This window comes from Deinococcus deserti VCD115 (assembly GCF_000020685.1).
GTDB lineage: Bacteria > Deinococcota > Deinococci > Deinococcales > Deinococcaceae > Deinococcus > Deinococcus deserti.
The window spans coordinates 2,495,001-2,509,201 of record NC_012526.1 but is presented as its reverse complement, the minus strand read 5'-3'; the positions used below and the strand labels follow the sequence as shown (position 1 = coordinate 2,509,201).

17 protein-coding genes (1 of these 17 only partly in view) are annotated in these 14,201 nt (G+C 63.0%); 12 read left to right on the top strand and 5 right to left on the bottom strand.

Features of this window, described 5'->3' with window-relative positions:
* Position 1 precedes the first annotated feature (1 nt).
* Both pfkB and ptsP read right to left on the bottom strand, forming a co-directional pair.
* Positions 2-967 (bottom strand): 1-phosphofructokinase, encoded by a 966-nt coding sequence (gene pfkB, locus DEIDE_RS11955; protein ID WP_012694217.1) that lies wholly within the window; start codon positions 965-967, stop codon positions 2-4.
* A complete protein-coding gene (gene ptsP, locus DEIDE_RS11950) occupies positions 964-3,447 on the bottom strand; it encodes a phosphoenolpyruvate--protein phosphotransferase (RefSeq protein WP_012694216.1) in 2,484 nt (827 codons plus the stop codon). Before ptsP ends, pfkB begins: the two co-directional genes overlap by 4 nt.
* A gap of 230 nt (positions 3,448-3,677) precedes the next feature.
* On the opposite strand from ptsP, the gene DEIDE_RS11945 reads away from it, so the two are divergent.
* Together DEIDE_RS11945 and DEIDE_RS11940 are read left to right on the top strand one after the other, a co-directional pair.
* On the top strand, positions 3,678-4,478 hold the full coding sequence (locus tag DEIDE_RS11945) for a DeoR/GlpR family DNA-binding transcription regulator (RefSeq protein WP_012694215.1): 801 nt from the start codon (positions 3,678-3,680) through the stop codon (positions 4,476-4,478).
* A gap of 41 nt (positions 4,479-4,519) precedes the next feature.
* On the top strand, positions 4,520-5,500 hold the full coding sequence (locus tag DEIDE_RS11940) for a DMT family transporter (RefSeq protein WP_012694214.1): 981 nt from the start codon (positions 4,520-4,522) through the stop codon (positions 5,498-5,500).
* Here DEIDE_RS11940 and DEIDE_RS11935 read toward each other — a convergent pair.
* Positions 5,482-5,964: a hypothetical protein gene (locus DEIDE_RS11935; protein WP_012694213.1), complete on the bottom strand. Its 483-nt coding sequence runs from the start codon at positions 5,962-5,964 to the stop codon at positions 5,482-5,484. The two genes, DEIDE_RS11940 and DEIDE_RS11935, sit on opposite strands and share 19 nt — an antisense overlap.
* Before the next feature lie 111 nt (positions 5,965-6,075).
* Here DEIDE_RS11935 and DEIDE_RS11930 point away from each other — a divergent pair, with 111 nt between their 5' ends.
* The 7 genes from DEIDE_RS11930 to DEIDE_RS11900 all read left to right on the top strand — a co-directional run bounded on the left by DEIDE_RS11930 (position 6,076) and on the right by DEIDE_RS11900 (position 11,146).
* Positions 6,076-6,720 (top strand): response regulator transcription factor, encoded by a 645-nt coding sequence (locus DEIDE_RS11930; RefSeq protein WP_012694212.1) that lies wholly within the window; start codon positions 6,076-6,078, stop codon positions 6,718-6,720.
* The gene (locus tag DEIDE_RS11925) at positions 6,713-6,964 is read left to right on the top strand and encodes a hypothetical protein (RefSeq protein WP_012694514.1); all 252 of its coding nucleotides are present in this window, start codon (positions 6,713-6,715) and stop codon (positions 6,962-6,964) included. The genes DEIDE_RS11930 and DEIDE_RS11925 overlap by 8 nt, the downstream gene beginning before the upstream one ends.
* The gene (locus DEIDE_RS11920) at positions 6,961-7,803 is read left to right on the top strand and encodes a serine hydrolase (RefSeq protein ID WP_012694211.1); all 843 of its coding nucleotides are present in this window, start codon (positions 6,961-6,963) and stop codon (positions 7,801-7,803) included. Before DEIDE_RS11925 ends, DEIDE_RS11920 begins: the two co-directional genes overlap by 4 nt.
* A 168-nt stretch (positions 7,804-7,971) precedes the next feature.
* Positions 7,972-8,832, top strand: coding sequence for a cytochrome c (locus DEIDE_RS11915; RefSeq protein WP_012694210.1), 861 nt, complete (start codon positions 7,972-7,974; stop codon positions 8,830-8,832).
* 15 nt (positions 8,833-8,847) lie between these two features.
* Positions 8,848-9,510: a QcrA and Rieske domain-containing protein gene (locus DEIDE_RS11910; RefSeq protein ID WP_012694209.1), complete on the top strand. Its 663-nt coding sequence runs from the start codon at positions 8,848-8,850 to the stop codon at positions 9,508-9,510.
* Positions 9,507-10,835: a cytochrome b gene (locus tag DEIDE_RS11905; protein WP_012694208.1), complete on the top strand. Its 1,329-nt coding sequence runs from the start codon at positions 9,507-9,509 to the stop codon at positions 10,833-10,835. Before DEIDE_RS11910 ends, DEIDE_RS11905 begins: the two co-directional genes overlap by 4 nt.
* Positions 10,836-10,951: 116 nt before the next feature.
* Positions 10,952-11,146 carry a hypothetical protein gene (locus tag DEIDE_RS11900; protein WP_012694207.1) on the top strand — a complete coding sequence of 65 codons (195 nt, stop codon included), beginning with the start codon at positions 10,952-10,954 and terminating at the stop codon, positions 11,144-11,146.
* Positions 11,147-11,338: 192 nt separating this feature from the next.
* Here the strand turns inward: DEIDE_RS11900 and DEIDE_RS11895 are convergent, their stop codons facing one another.
* Complete coding sequence (locus tag DEIDE_RS11895; protein WP_012694206.1) at positions 11,339-11,587, bottom strand: hypothetical protein; 249 nt, start codon at positions 11,585-11,587, stop codon at positions 11,339-11,341.
* A gap of 138 nt (positions 11,588-11,725) precedes the next feature.
* On the opposite strand from DEIDE_RS11895, the gene DEIDE_RS11890 reads away from it, so the two are divergent.
* The 3 genes from DEIDE_RS11890 to DEIDE_RS11880 all read left to right on the top strand — a co-directional run bounded on the left by DEIDE_RS11890 (position 11,726) and on the right by DEIDE_RS11880 (position 13,438).
* Positions 11,726-12,148 (top strand): HesB/IscA family protein, encoded by a 423-nt coding sequence (locus tag DEIDE_RS11890; RefSeq protein WP_012694205.1) that lies wholly within the window; start codon positions 11,726-11,728, stop codon positions 12,146-12,148.
* Positions 12,149-12,237: 89 nt separating this feature from the next.
* Positions 12,238-12,735 (top strand): crossover junction endodeoxyribonuclease RuvC, encoded by a 498-nt coding sequence (gene ruvC / locus DEIDE_RS11885; RefSeq protein ID WP_041227616.1) that lies wholly within the window; start codon positions 12,238-12,240, stop codon positions 12,733-12,735.
* Between the two features lies 1 nt (position 12,736).
* Positions 12,737-13,438 carry a PrsW family intramembrane metalloprotease gene (locus tag DEIDE_RS11880; RefSeq protein ID WP_012694203.1) on the top strand — a complete coding sequence of 234 codons (702 nt, stop codon included), beginning with the start codon at positions 12,737-12,739 and terminating at the stop codon, positions 13,436-13,438.
* A gap of 94 nt (positions 13,439-13,532) precedes the next feature.
* Here DEIDE_RS11880 and moaD read toward each other — a convergent pair whose 3' ends face one another.
* Positions 13,533-14,201 carry the 3' portion of a molybdopterin converting factor subunit 1 gene (gene moaD, locus DEIDE_RS11875; RefSeq protein ID WP_012694202.1) on the bottom strand. It continues 9 nt past the right edge of the window, so only the last 669 of its 678 coding nucleotides appear in the window; its start codon lies beyond the right edge, outside the window; the stop codon is at positions 13,533-13,535.

The following is a 14,201-nucleotide window of genomic DNA, read 5'->3' as shown; positions in this document are numbered from 1 at the left end:
ATCAGGCGCTCTGCACCTCCACCTGAGCGGCGAAGGTGTCCAGCTCGGCCCGGGGCGGCAGGTGCGCGCCCAGGCGGGTGATTGTGCCGAGGCTGAAGCTGGTGGCCCGCCGCACCGCTTCACCCAGCGGCAGGCTGTCAAGGTGCGCGCTGATCAGTCCAGCCACCATCGCGTCCCCAGCTCCGACCGTCGAGACCACATGGACCCGTGGGGGCCTGGCCCGCACCGATTCCTGCGCTGTCAGGAACAGCGCCCCCTGCTCACCCTGCGAGACCGCAACGACATGTGCCCCGCGCTCCAGCAGGCCACGCGCGGCAGCGCGCACGGAGGTCTCGTCTTCCAGCGGGCGGCCCAGGGCACTTTCGAGCTCATGCACGTTCGGTTTGATCAGGTGCGGCAGAGTCGGCGCGTCCAGCACCGCCCTGAGCGCCGGACCGCTGGTGTCCACCGCTACGAACTTGCCTTCGGCCCGCAGCCGGGCGACCAGCGAGGCGTAGAAGTCCGGTGCTACGCCCGGCGGCAGGCTGCCGGCCAGCACGAAAACGTCATGGGTGGGCAGCAGGGTGCTCACGGCCTCGTTCAGTAACGCGAGTGCTTCGGGCGTGGCGTGCAGGCCCGGCAGGTTGATATCGGTCGTCTCCTGGGCCGTGCGGTCAACCAGTTTCACGCCTACACGCGTGCGGCCCGGCACGCGCACGAACGCGTCGGTGATGCCTTTGGCGCGCATCAGGGTCTCGAAGGCTTCGGGGTTGCCGTCGCCCAGCAGGCCGGTCGCGGTGACGTCCGCCCCCCAGTCGGCCAGGAAGGAGGCCACGTTCACACCCTTGCCGCCCGCATCGATCTGCATGGCCTGCCCTGCGTTCACCTCTCCACGCTGCCAGCCGTCAGCCTGCACGGTCATGTCCAGCGCCGGGTTAAGGGTCAGGGTCGCCACCCGGCGCCGGGGCGCAGCAGCCGGTGAACTCATGCGCTCTCCCGCCGCCCCTGTACCAGGGCGCGCACGGCCTCGGCGGTGGGCTGCGCCAGCGCCTGCTCGGCCATCTCACGCAGCTGTGCGGCGGTGTGCCGGCGCAGGGCCGCCTTCACGCCCGGGACCTGCGGCGCGCTGACCGACAGTTCCTTCACGCCCAGCCCGGTCAGAATTAGCGCACCCACCTCGTCGCCGGCAGCGCCGCCGCACACGCCGACCCATTTGCCCTCGCGCCGGGCGGCCTCCACCGTCAGGTGAATCAGGCGCAGCACAGCGGGGTGCATGGCGTCGGTCTGGCGGGCAAGTTGCGGGTGCAGGCGGTCCATCGCTAGGGTGTACTGCGTCAGGTCGTTGGTGCCCACGCTGAAGAAATCCACCTCGCGCGCGAGCTCATGCGCGATCAGGGCGGCGCTTGGCACCTCGATCATCACGCCCAGGGGCACGCGGGGGGCGCCCAGTTCCTCGCGCACACCCTCGAACATGGCGCGGGCACGCCGGAAGTCCTCCAGCGTGGAGATCATGGGGAACATCAGGTGAACGTTGGGGTGGTCCCGGGCGACCCGGGCCACAGCGCGCAGCTGCGGCAGGAACAGGTCCGGGCGCTCGAAGCACAGCCGGATGCCGCGAATTCCCAGGAAGGAGTTGTCCTCGCGTGCCAGCCCCAGGTACGGCACTTCCTTGTCCCCACCGATGTCAAGCGTACGGATAATCAGCGGGCGGTCCCCCATGGCGGCGGCCATGGCCCGGTACTCGGCTTCCTGCTCGTCCTCACTGGGTACCGAGTCGCGCTCCAGGAACAGGAACTCGGTGCGCATCAGCCCCACGCCCTCGGCTCCGGCCTCTAGCGCAGCGGCCGCGTCGGCCGCACGGTTGATGTTGGCCGCCACTTCCACGCGCACTCCGTCACGGGTGGCTCCAGGCTGGTGACGTGCGGCGCGCGCCGCTTCACGTTCACGCTCCAGTACCACCTGATGCTCGCGGGCGCCGCGCAAGTCAGCATCGCTGGGGTTCAGGTACAACCTCCCGGCGCTGCCGTCCAGAATTGCCGGAGTCGCGTCGGGAATGTCCAGCAGGCTGTCGCCGGCAGCCACGACGGCAGGTAGCCCCAGCCCACGCGCGATGATGGCAGTGTGGCTGGTCGGGCCGCCCTGCGCGGTCACGAAGCCCAGCAGCGAGTTGGGACCCAGGCGGGCGGTGTCACTGGGCGTCAGGTCGGGGGCCAGCAGGATGACTGCCCCCGACTGCTGCGCGGTTTCCTCGGGCAGGCCCAGCAGCTGACGCAGAACCCGGCGCTGCACGTCACTGAGGTCCACGGCGCGCGCGGCGAGGGTGGGGTCGTCGAGTTTCTGAAGCTGAGCGATGCGCTCGTTGCTGGCCTGCTGGTAGGCCCAGGCGGCACCGTGCCCGTCCAGAATGAGCGCTACGGCGTCCTGCACGGTGCCCTGGTCGGCCAGCAGTTCCTGATGGGCGCGGAAGATGGCTGCCTTGTCGGCTCCGAACCGCGAGTGCACTTCGGCCACGACGTTCTCGAGTTCGGTGTGGGCGCTGCGCAGTGCGGCGTCGAGCTTGGCGGCGTTTTCCACCGGGTCGCCCGGTTGATCGTGAACATCCAGAGGCCTGGGGGCGTGCTGGCGGGTGACGCCCACCACCAGCCCGTCAGCTGCCGGTACACCTTCAATGGTGGCGCCCACCTGGGCGGGCACCCAGTCGGGTTCGCGGCGGGCCGGTGCAGCACTGGCCGGGGCGCTCAGATCGTCGCCCAGGCCGCCACGGATGGCGTCGGCGACCAGTTGCAGAGTTTCTGGACTGTCAGCGCTGACCGTCAGAGGAGTGCCCCGTGTGAGACCCAGAGCCAGCACTTCCATCATGCGGGTGGCGTCGGCACTCTCGCCGGTGTCGCGGCTCAGGCGTACCTGGGCGCCGCGGGCCTTGACCAGGTTGGCCAGCATGGTGGCCGGACGGGCGTGCATGCCCAGTGGGTTGGGCAGCGTCACCTGCACGCTGTGGGGAAGACCAGGACCTGCAGCAGCGACAGGGGCGGCCGGCCGCTCGCCGGTCAGCGCTTCTTGCAGGTCGGCCGGGTTGTCAGTCGTGGACAGCCGCTCGACCAGCGCGTCGTCGGCCAGCACCCGCGTGAGGCGGCGCAGGATATCCAGGTGCTCGTCGCTTGCGGCGGCAATGCCGACCACCAGCCGCACAGTTTCGCCTCCTTCACCCCAGGCGACTCCCTGTGGCAGTTGCACCACGGCAATGCCGGTCTGGCGGATCAGGCGGCGGGTATCCGGCGTGCCGTGCGGAATGGCAATGCCGCTGCCCAGGTAGGTGTTGGCCTGTCCCTCACGGGCCAGCATCCCCTGCAGGTAGGCCGGATCGGTGGCGCCGCCGTCAGCCAGCAAGGCTGCCACCTGACGGATGGCGTCCTCCTTGTCACGGGCCTGGGCTCCCAGGCGGATCAGTTGTTGCGGAAGGTTGATCATGCCGCTCCTTGCCCTCGGTCAGGGCGGTTGCCAGGATCACGCACTGTTGCGCTTTTCTGACGAACTCTGATTAATTTTGATCAATTGATAGCATAAGTTGACGCCGGTATTCCTGACAAGGCCAGGACCCTTCATCGTTTTGGCCTTGCTGCTGCCACTGGGGCAAGTCGTTCGTACAGCCTGATGATTTTTGAGCAATTCTGCGCCGTTGTGCTCTAGCATGCAGGAGCATGAGCACTCCACTTGCCGAAGACCGGCTTCAGCGCATCCTGGACCTTCTGGCCCAGCACGGCAGTCTGAGGACCACGGCGGTGACTGCGGCCCTGGGCGTCAGCGGCGCGACGGCCAGGCGAGACCTTGATCTGCTGGCGCAACGCGGACTGATCCGTAAGGTGCATGGCGGCGCTACCCTGGCCAGTCAGGATCAGCAGTACCGGGACCGTCAGCAGTCGCAGCAGCAAGCAAAGACCCGACTGGCCCAGGCAGCCGTGACCCTGCTGCGTCCCGGACAGACCGTATACCTGGATGCCGGCACGACTGCCCTGCATGTGGCTCAGGCCCTCCGGCGGTCGCCGCAGCTCACCAGGACCCTGCGTGTGGTCACCCACGGTATCGACGTGGCGTACGAACTCAACGGCGAGTGCCCTCTGTATGTCGTCGGTGGTGAGGTCTACGGCAGCACGTTCAGCATCACGGGTCCTGACGCGCTGGCCACAGTGGCCCGCTACAGCTACGACGTCTTTCTGGTCGGCTGCACCAGCATCGACGCGCGGCAGGGTGGCCTTACCAACAGCAATCTGGTCGAGGCGCAGCAGAAAACTGCCATCATGCGCCGCGCTCGCCACAGCGTCCTGATCGCAGATCACAGCAAATGGGATCACCAGGGATTCGCAGTCTTCGCTCAGCTGGGTGACCTCAGCCACTGGGTCACGGACGACGCACCCCAGGCAGCCCGGCAGGCCTTCGAGCAGGCGGGAGTCCAGGTTCTGACCGCCGCCGCTGATGCCGCCGTGCCGAACCTGGCCCTCTGACCCGGACAGCCCGGCAACAGCCTGAACTACAATTGCCCGCGATGACTCCCCACGCGCGCGGCATCCTGCTTCTGGTTCTGGTCACGGCGCTGTGGGGAAGCACCTTCGCTGTGGTCAAGGAACTGGGCGAACAGTTACCGCCCAGCGTGCTGATCGCCTGGCGGTTTACCCTGGCTACCGTGGTCCTGCTGCCGGTCCTGGCCGTAATGGCCCGCAAGGCCCCGACCCGCAGCATTCCTGCAACCGGCGGCTTTGCAGGCTGGAAAGAAGGGCTGGCCCGGGACGGCCTGATTCTGGGTGCCTGGCTGATCGCCGGATACGGAACCCAGACGGTGGCTCTGCAGACCACCAGCGCCAACCGCGCTGCCTTCTTTACTGCGCTGAGCGTGGTGCTGGTCCCGGTGTGGCTGACCTTTGCCCAGCGCCGACGCATGCCATTGAGCCTCTGGGTGGCCCTGCCCTTGGCCGTGTTCGGGCTCGGGCTGCTGTCCTGGGAAGGTGGCGCGCTGGTGGTGGGCGACGCCTGGGCACTGGCCTGCGCGGTGACCTACGCCGGATTCATCGTGGCGCTGGAGGGAACGGCCACGCGTCACCATCCGCTGCAGTTCACGTTCGCACAGGTCCTGGTGGTGACTGTTCTTGCCTGGATCTGGGCCGGACTCAGCGCACCCGGGCAGTTGTGGCCTCCGGAGTCTGCCTGGGCACCGCTGCTCTATCTGGGTGTCCTGGCGACCGCCGTCACCACCCTGCTGCAAACCATCGGGCAGCGCACCGTCAGCGCCGCCGAGGCCAGCCTGATCTACGCCCTGGAGCCAGTCACGGCCACCTTTTTCAGTTTCCTGCTTATTCAGGAAAAGGTCGGTCTGAGAGGCGCGGCAGGTGGTCTCCTGGTGGTGGTCGCGACGGTGCTCAGTCAGCGTACCCAGCCGCATCCTCAGCCTGAATTGCCTGCCCCGCAGGGGCTGGACCCCGGCACCCCGGAAACAAACGCGGCAGCAGCCAGTCAGCGCAGCCGGGCCTGATCAGGAATCAGCAGCGTGCGCAGCGCCGGGCTGGCCTTCCATACCCGCAACAGCTCATTTTTGATCTGCGACTGCGACACTGCGTCATAGATTCCGGGGGGCAGGCTGACCGACGGGTACGTCGCAACACGGCCCTTGGGCGTCACCCGGACATCAAGTGGAAAGCTCAGCGCCACAGTGCTGATCAGCAGCGCCCCCAGCACAAAGCCGCCCAGTGCGCCTGCGGCCAGATGCCACGGCGTTTCTACTGGGGCGCGGATCAGGCGGCGGGTCACGACAGCCCCTCCAAAGCCCAGCGCCGCCACAAGCAGCACCGAGACCACAGGCGAGGAGCTCACGCTGTTGGCCAGATAGCACACGACAATGCCGCCCAGTCCCCAGCTCAGGCCGGAGAGGCCGCGCCGCACACCGAGGGCCGTAACCACGGCCCAGAGGGTCACGAGCAGCGCGTCAAACCAGGTCATCACGGGCCTCAGTGTACCGGCTAAGTGCTTACTGAACTCTTTGCCCCCTGTGTGAGGGCAATCGGCAGAATCGTTGCCTTGTGTCTGCGCGTGGAGGCCTACACTATGGGCATGATTCGAGTGCTGCTTGTCGATGACCATGCCCTGTTCCGTCAGGGGCTCAGAAGCCTGCTGGAGTCCGAGGGCATGCGCGTGATCGGCGAGGCCTCCAATGGCCGTGAAGCGATCCGTTACGCCGCGGATACCCACCCCGACGTGATCCTGATGGATATCCAGATGCCCGAGCTCGATGGTGTCAAGGCCACCCAGAGCATCCTGGAAATCGACCCGAATGCCCGGGTGATCATGATCACCATGTACCGCCAGGACCGCTATGTGTTCGAGGCCGTGAAGGCTGGAGCCCGCGGATACATTCTCAAAGACGCCGACGCGGCCACCCTGATCGACGCGATTACCCGGGTCGCTGCGGGCGAGGCCCTGCTTGACGCGGACATGGCCCAGAACGTTCTCGACGATTTCCGTGACAAGCGCGAGGAACTGCCCAGCGAGAAACACGCGGACCTCAACGAGCGTGAGACCATGATTCTCAAGCTGCTGGCCCAGGGCTTTTCCAACCAGGATATTGCTCTCAGACTGGACATCAGCGAGAAGACCGTGCGCAACCGTCTCTCGGAGATTTTCACCAAACTGCAGCTCAACAACCGCACCCAGGCGGCGCTGTACGCCATCCGGGAGGGCATCGCCAACCTTGAGTAAGAAGGGTCGTTCCGGTTCCCCGGTGCGTACGCCGCAACCGGTCACGTTCCGTGCGGGCTGCGGGCGTGAATGGTCCATGACCAGCGCCGAGCCGGACCTCGCCTACACCGAGCAGGCTTTCCCCGAATGCCCGGCCTGCATGCACCGGGTCGAGCCGGAAGGGGGCCCGCCCTTCTGTACGCTGCGCCCAGCTGGCACCGCGCACCCCTTTGCTGCCCTGGCTGGTCTGGTTCTGCCGGAGTGAGAGAAGCGTTTCTGGCCCGCGCGCGCCAGCGTGGGTTCGCTGGTGACACCGGGCTGCGGATCTGTGACCTGGACGGGACCGAACTCTACGCCCTGAATGCCACCCGGACTTTTCCTGCAGCCAGTACCATCAAAGTTCCTCTGCTGATCCAGGCCTTACAAGAAGCGCAGACGGGCCGGCTGAATCTCCGTGAACGCGTCACGCTGGAGGCGGCTGACCGCGTGCCGGGGTCTGGGATTCTCTATGAACTGGGTGCTGGCCTGCAACCAAGCTGGCTGGACCTGCTGACTCTGATGGTGATTGTCAGTGACAACACCGCTACCAATCTGGTCATCGCCCGGCTCGGACCTGATGAGATCAACAGCTGGCTGGCGCGCGGCGGCTGGTCTTCCACCCGTCTGATCGGCAGGTTGCAGCTGCCACCTGAACAGCAGAATGAGGCTCAGCGGCGTGGAGAGCGCAACCGCACCTCAGCCCATGATCAGGTGGATCTGCTTCTGCGGCTGGCAAACGGTGCCCTGCTGGACCGCACACATACCGATCTGGCCTTGTCTATCCTTTCGCGTCAACAACTGCGCGACATCATCGGGCGCCGGGTGCCGCGCAGTCCGACGGGTGAACACGTGTACCGGCTGGTAAGCAAGAGCGGAGAACTGACAGGCGTTCACCACGACGTGGGAATTCTGTATACGCCGCGGCCTCTGGTGATCGCGTTGCTTTCAGAAGCTGGCCAGGACCCACGCGAGCATCCTGAAAACCGGGACGTCCTGGCCCTGGCCGACGCCCTGTGGCCGCTGCTGAGTGAGCTGGGTCAGGTAGTCCCGTCCGGGGACATTTAACCGCCCGGTAAGGCGCACGATAGAGGCTGCCGAAAGACTTCCAGCGAGCCGGAAAGGACGCGCTGGGCGCAGGTTCGGTGCGTGCTATCCTAATTGGGATTAGGCCGTTTGTGACCCCAAGCCGCGAGGCAAGAACACAGGCCACTTCACGCATGAGGGAGAGGGAACGTGGAAAGAAACGACGCTGTCATGCCCTGGGTCGCTATTGTGTGCGCGGCCATTATGTGGATCATTCTGCTGTTCCTGTTCAACAAGGAAACAGCCCCTGAGCCCGTGGTGGTGGATCCAGCGGTCGTGGCCAACATCAGTAAGGAAGTTCCTACGGTCGGCAAGTCGGTCTATGAGGCCAACTGCTCGGGTTGCCATGGCCTGCAGGGTCAGGGCGGTGCTGGACCCGCCCTGGCAGGCAATGAGGACATCACTAAAGACCCGGTCTACGTCCACTCCACGATTGTCAAGGGCAAGGGTGCCATGCAGCCCTTTGGCGACAAGCTCAAAGAAAACGAGATCTATGCTGTAGCCAACTACGTGCTGAACTCGTGGGGCAACAAGATCGAGGAACCCCTGACCCCGGCTACGGTGGCTGCCGGTCAGGCCAAAGTCGATCCGGAAGTGTTGAAAAACCGCAGCCGCTTTGTGCCTGACCACATACAGCTGCCTGAAATCTTCCTCGCCACCTTTGTCATGGTGCTCCTCACCTACGGTCTGATCGGTCTGTACAGCGTCTGGACCGAAGGCGTGGAACTGCATCCTGGCATTCACAAGGTCCGCTCGTCGCCAATGGCCATGCTGGCCATGCTCACCACCCTGGCCCTGACCCTGCTCTTCAGCGTGCTGTTCGTCCGGCAGATGGTCACCGACTATGCCGGCTGGGGCGCTGCTGAGCAGGTGATGCCCAACGTGACGGCTGAAGGCTTCTATGCAGCCATGATCCTGCTGCTGCTGGCTCTGGCCACAGGGTTGTACAAGAAATTCTTTATGGACGGCGAAGTGCTCGTCGAGGACGCCAGCGGCGAGTTCCCCTGGTGATCTGGAGAGGTTGAAATGACTCGCTACAGAAAAGAAGATCCGGAAATCACGCGGCGCAAGTTCATCAATGTGGCAGTCGGCACAACCGCGACGGTGGGTGTAGTCAGTCTGGTAAGTGCGCTGGGCACCGCCAACCCGGTGTTTCGTCTGACCCGCGACAAGATGCCTCCTGTCAAAGGGGACATCCTGGTTCACGCGCTGGAAAGCAAGGAAGGTCAGCCCATCCGCCCCGGCGAACTGAGTGACGAGCTGATCCGCGCCTGGCCCATGGGCAAGGACGAGCAGGGCAACAACGTCATCCGTAAGGGCGACCCAAACAACATCCTGGCGGTCTACCGCTTCCCGAAAGGACAGCTCGTGGAGCCCACCAATCTGGAAGCCACGGTGAACGGTGAGATTGTGGTGTACAGCGACGTGTGCACCCACGCCGGCTGCTCGGTCAGTGATAATGAACAGCGTCCTGGGACGATGAATTGTCCCTGCCATTCTGGCCAATATGATCCAAAACAGGGGTGCAAGGTCATCGGCGGGCCGCCACCCCGTCCGCTGGCGCAGCTGCCGGTTCGACTTGAAGGTGAAAATCTGGTCGTGGGCGATTTCTTCCTGCAGCATCCCTATCCCTTCAGTGAAGAGGGCTGGGAAGCGCGCAAGGAGCAGGTTAAGGAGCAACTCGGATGAACCAGTGGCTTGACGAGCGTCTGCACATCTCGCGTCTGAACGACAAGGCCCTACGCAAAGCCTTTCCTGTTCACCACAGCTTCTTTCTGGGTGAAATCACGCTGTTCAGCCTGATCGTCCTGATCATCACCGGTATCGTGCTGGCCCTGTCCTACGAGCCCAGCAACAGCATGGTGGTCAACTCCTTCGATCCTGGAACGGCTGACAAGCCCAACCTGCTGCCAGCTGCCTACCACTCGACTCTCAAGATTAACGCCATGCCCTTTGGTGACATGCTGCGCCGTATCCATCACTGGATGGCCAACATCATGATTGCGGCGGCTGTCATTCACATGATGCGCATCTACTTTACGGGTGCGTTCAAGAAGCCCCGCGAAATCAACTGGTGGATCGGCATGCTGCTGCTGATCTTCGCTTCCCTGACCGCGGTGACCGGTTACATCCTGCCTTACGACAACTACGCCTACAACACGGCCAAGGTCGTTTACGGCATCGCCGCTTCTATTCCCTGGGTTGGCGCCTGGGTGGCGCAGGCGGCATTTGCAGGGAACTTCCCTGGTGAAGGCATCATTCCGCGTATCTACGGCTACCACATCATGCTGCTGCCCGGCATTCTGCTGGCCACCACGGCTGCGCACATGCTGATCATGGTCAAGCAGAAGCACACCCAGCCGCAATACGCCAAGCGCATTGCCTACAAGAAGATTGTCGGTGTGCCGCTCAGCACGCAGCAGACGCCCATCATGATCATGCTGACTCTGCTGTTTACCGGCATCGTGGTTCTGTTCAGCGCCTTTATTCCAGTGCACCCGGTCGAGTACTTCGGGCCGCCCAGCACCACCCCGATCAACAACATCAAGCCCGACTGGTATCTGCTGTGGGTCTTCGGTGCCCTGGCTATTATTCCCAGCTTCGAGTTCCATATTCTGGGTGGAGCTATCGGGTCAGAGTTCGTCGGTGCCATCCTGCTGCCCACGCTTGTTATTGGCCTGATGTTCGCAGTGCCGATGCTGGACCGCAGCAAGGACAACATGTACTACGCCGAAAACCCCACCAACCATCCGGTGAGGCTGGCGGCGGGTGTGGCCTTCATGGTCATGATGGCCGTGATGTCGGTGGCCGGCTATAAGCCTGAACTGATCAGTTCGGGGCTGCTCAACTCGTCCAACGCCAACACCATCCTGTGGATCCTGACCTTCCTGCTGCCGGCCCTGAGCTATTTCGGCACGCTGGCCATCGTGCGTGGTATTCGCAAACTTCGCGAAGCCGATGAACGTGACCGGCAAGCACACAGTCAGGGTAGCGCCCTACCCTCCCACGACTGAGATCGGAAATTTCAAACCGCCCTGGTCATTTGCCCGGGCGGTTTTTTCGTCTGGTCTTGCGAGAGGCTGGGGATGCTGCCTGTCAGGTTCCCTGGCCGATGCACTAGGCTGATCAGATGGATGAGCTGGCGCTGGAACTGGCCCGGGAAGCCAGGCGCTTACGTCTGGACGCACGTCAGTGTCAAGAAGCTGACCCAGAGGCGCTGCAGGCTTTTGCTCAGCTGGTCCTGACAGAGCTGGCCGCGCGCGGTCTGGTTGCTGGAGACGATGAAATCGGGTGTTATGCCGCGCCCCGTTCTGGCAGGCACTGATCCAGATCCCACATAGGACGCGCTGAGTTATGCAGCGTGTCTGAATCAGGAGAAAGGGCAGGCTGCAGTGGAGCGAACCCGATCTTTTCCCTGCTGCAGAGAATCCAGCCTGGTGGATGTCAAAAGCCCTTACTCCACAAATTCACCGCCACGAAAACAGACGTGGCGGTGATGCTCTGAAAGGATGTGGGCTCAGGCCTGAACGCGGCCAGGCCGTGGGTAAGCCGCAGGTGCCGCATTCTGTCGGCTTCCGGCGGCATAGCCCACTTGCGCGCCAAACTGCCAGGCCAGTTTGATCATGAATTGAATAGCTTCTTCGTCATGTTGATCAATCAGGGCCCGCAGATGTTCTGGCAGCCCTTCGGGCAGTGGCATGGACCCGAGCTGCTCACCATACTCCTTGCGAAGCTGCTCGAACCACTCGGCATAGGGGTTCGTCATGTCTCTTATCTTAACATAACTGCACTCAAGGAATGTAACAGCGGCTCATAGGTCCCTGACTGAACAGCCCTTTGCTGCGAGGGTCAAAAGTGCCAAAAACGCACGATTGTGTTGCGCCAATGGTGTTAGGCTTCACGCATGACTGCGACCTTTCCTACCGACATCAGCGGCGAGGCCCTGCATAAGGACATCCGCATCAGCGAATTTGGCGCCCAGAAAGCTCTGGGCATTCTGCAAAGCAGTGGTAAGGAAAATGCAGGCGTGCGCGTCTTTATCAAGAGTGGTGGCTGCAGCGGTTATCAGTACGGGATGGCCATTGATGACCGCGAGCTCGAAGGCGACACCATCGTGGTGGACCGGGGCGTCAAGCTTCTGGTTGACCGTATGAGCATCGATCTGTTGCGCGGCTGCGAAGTGGACTTTGTCGAAAACATGATGGGGGGCGGCTTCACCGTGAACAACCCCAATGCAACGTCCTCCTGCGGCTGTGGCCATTCATTCCGCACCGACGGTGCCCAGTCACCCGATGGTGAGGGCAGCGGCGGCTGCGGTAGCCACTAAGCCTCTTTCTCCTTTCCATACCACCCGCCCTGACTGTAAGGCGGGTGGTTTTTACGTACTGAGACGGTATTTGCCGTATGCTCTCAGACATGATCGTGCTTGGCATTGACCCTGGCCTGGCCAACCTGGGCCTGGGCCTGGTAGACGGAGATATCCGCAAGGCCCGGCACCTGCACCATGTTTGCCTCACTACAGAAAGCGCCTGGGTGATGCCCCGCCGCCTTCAATACATCCACGAGGAAGTGACCCGGCTGCTTGCTGAATATCAGCCGGAGGCGGTGGCGATCGAGGATCAGATTCTCCGGCGTCAGGCCGATGTTGCGTTCAAGGTGGGACAGGCGTTTGGGGTTGTGCAGCTGGCCTGTGCACAGGCAGGCGTGCCGATTCATTCTTATGGCCCCATGCAGGTCAAAAAGGCGTTGGTCGGTACTGGCCGGGCCGACAAGGAACAGGTGATCTACATGGTCAAGGCCAGCCTTGGAGTGCGTGAGCTGTTCAACAACCATGCAGCCGATGCGCTGGCACTTGCACTGACCCATTTAGCCCACCAGCCGATGCAGGCGGCTGCCCGACTGGCGCGAGCCTGATATGCCGCTTCTGGTTCCGCTGCTGATCACAGTCACGTTGACCTTTGCGTGGCTGTGGTTCTTCGTGCGGCGGGACCGCCATCCAGAACCACTGTGGTTGCTGGCCCGCACTTTTGCCTGGGGGGCTTTCGCCTGGCTTGTCGCAGCGGCGTTCGAGGCCAGTCTGGGCCGCGTTCTTCATTCGCCTTTGCCCCTGATGTTCTTGCTGCTTGCATTGCTGACGGCGGTGATTGAGGAAGGCAGTAAGTTTCTGGCGGCCGCAACTGCCGTCACCGAAGTGTCATTCGATGAACCAATGGACGGTCTGGTGTATACCGTCACCGCTGCGCTGGGCTTTGCTCTGATGGAAAACGTCACCTACACGCTGGGTTTTGGAACTCCGGCAGCGACTTGGCATGCTTTATTCACTACCCTTGCCCACGCCCTGTTCAGCGCCCCTCAGGGCTACGCACTGGGCGGTCTGCACTGGGCCCGGGGGCGGTGGTGGGTGGTGCAGGGCGTGCTGCTGAGCATCGTTCTTCACTTCGTCTTCAACGGCATTTTGAGTGGCGCTGAAGGCCTGCCGTTGCTTCTGGCGCTGGGAACGGTAGTGGCCCTGATGATCGTGCTCGCCGGGCGGTACTACCTGGCTTTTGAAGCTCACGCGCGTCAACACGGCCCGCCGGTCAACTACACCCTGCTCAAAGAGCAGCGCAGCCGTTGACAGACGGGACCGGATTGCAAGGTTCTCTGATGTTCTGGCAGCGTTGAAGCAAAAGGTGACTGGTTTCGCCGGATGCCAGGTTCAGCTGTGCCTCTTAAAGAGTGGGATGTGGTGTCTGGCCATCCACCCAGTGCTCGCCATCCTCGTCTTTTTCGTGTTTCCAGACAGGCACATGAACTTTCAGATGCTCGATCAGGAAATCACAGGCCTCAAGTGCAGAGCGGCGATGAGCACTGGCCACGCCAATCAGAATGCTGGCCTCTCCTGGGCGAAGCCGGCCAAGGCGGTGCTCGATATAGATACGTAATTCTCCGTACCTGCTGCTGGCTGCCTGAGCGGCCTCGTGCATGACCTTCTGGGCCAGAGGACCGTAGCCCTCGTAGTCAATGAATTCCACTTGCCGGCCCTGATTGGGGCTTCGTACCGTTCCAACAAAATACGCCTGCGCACCGCACTCCGGGCGAACGAGAAAAGCATCGGCATCCTGTAGTTGCAGCGGCGTCTCAACCAGGGCGCAGTGTGTATCAGCACCAGAATCGCCACCTGCAACAGGAGGAAGAAAGGCAACCTCGTCTCCTTCCTTCAGAGGCTGTTCGGGCGTTGCGTATGTTTCATTCACTGCCACCATGCAGCCTTTCAGGCTGATCCCGTATTGCTCTTCAACGGCTTTGGCAATGGCGCGCACATCTGATCCCTCTGGAACATTCAGGCTCAGGTGCTCGGCGCCGATTTCCCGCTTGAGGCGGGCAAAAAACACCACGTT

What these genes read in the sequence shown, in the direction of transcription:
- DEIDE_RS11935 (WP_012694213.1), bottom strand. Translation starts at nt 5,964, where the DNA reads ATGACCTGGTTTGACGCGCTGCTCGTGACCCTCTGGGCCGTGGTTACG.
- DEIDE_RS11900 (WP_012694207.1), top strand. Translation starts at nt 10,952, where the DNA reads ATGGATGAGCTGGCGCTGGAACTGGCCCGGGAAGCCAGGCGCTTACGT.
- DEIDE_RS11940 (WP_012694214.1), top strand. Translation starts at nt 4,520, where the DNA reads ATGACTCCCCACGCGCGCGGCATCCTGCTTCTGGTTCTGGTCACGGCG.
- ptsP (WP_012694216.1), bottom strand. Translation starts at nt 3,447, where the DNA reads ATGATCAACCTTCCGCAACAACTGATCCGCCTGGGAGCCCAGGCCCGT.
- DEIDE_RS11930 (WP_012694212.1), top strand. Translation starts at nt 6,076, where the DNA reads ATGATTCGAGTGCTGCTTGTCGATGACCATGCCCTGTTCCGTCAGGGG.
- DEIDE_RS11910 (WP_012694209.1), top strand. Translation starts at nt 8,848, where the DNA reads ATGACTCGCTACAGAAAAGAAGATCCGGAAATCACGCGGCGCAAGTTC.
- DEIDE_RS11890 (WP_012694205.1), top strand. Translation starts at nt 11,726, where the DNA reads ATGACTGCGACCTTTCCTACCGACATCAGCGGCGAGGCCCTGCATAAG.
- DEIDE_RS11905 (WP_012694208.1), top strand. Translation starts at nt 9,507, where the DNA reads ATGAACCAGTGGCTTGACGAGCGTCTGCACATCTCGCGTCTGAACGAC.
- pfkB (WP_012694217.1), bottom strand. Translation starts at nt 967, where the DNA reads ATGAGTTCACCGGCTGCTGCGCCCCGGCGCCGGGTGGCGACCCTGACC.
- DEIDE_RS11880 (WP_012694203.1), top strand. Translation starts at nt 12,737, where the DNA reads ATGCCGCTTCTGGTTCCGCTGCTGATCACAGTCACGTTGACCTTTGCG.
- ruvC (WP_041227616.1), top strand. Translation starts at nt 12,238, where the DNA reads ATGATCGTGCTTGGCATTGACCCTGGCCTGGCCAACCTGGGCCTGGGC.
- DEIDE_RS11895 (WP_012694206.1), bottom strand. Translation starts at nt 11,587, where the DNA reads ATGACGAACCCCTATGCCGAGTGGTTCGAGCAGCTTCGCAAGGAGTAT.
- DEIDE_RS11945 (WP_012694215.1), top strand. Translation starts at nt 3,678, where the DNA reads ATGAGCACTCCACTTGCCGAAGACCGGCTTCAGCGCATCCTGGACCTT.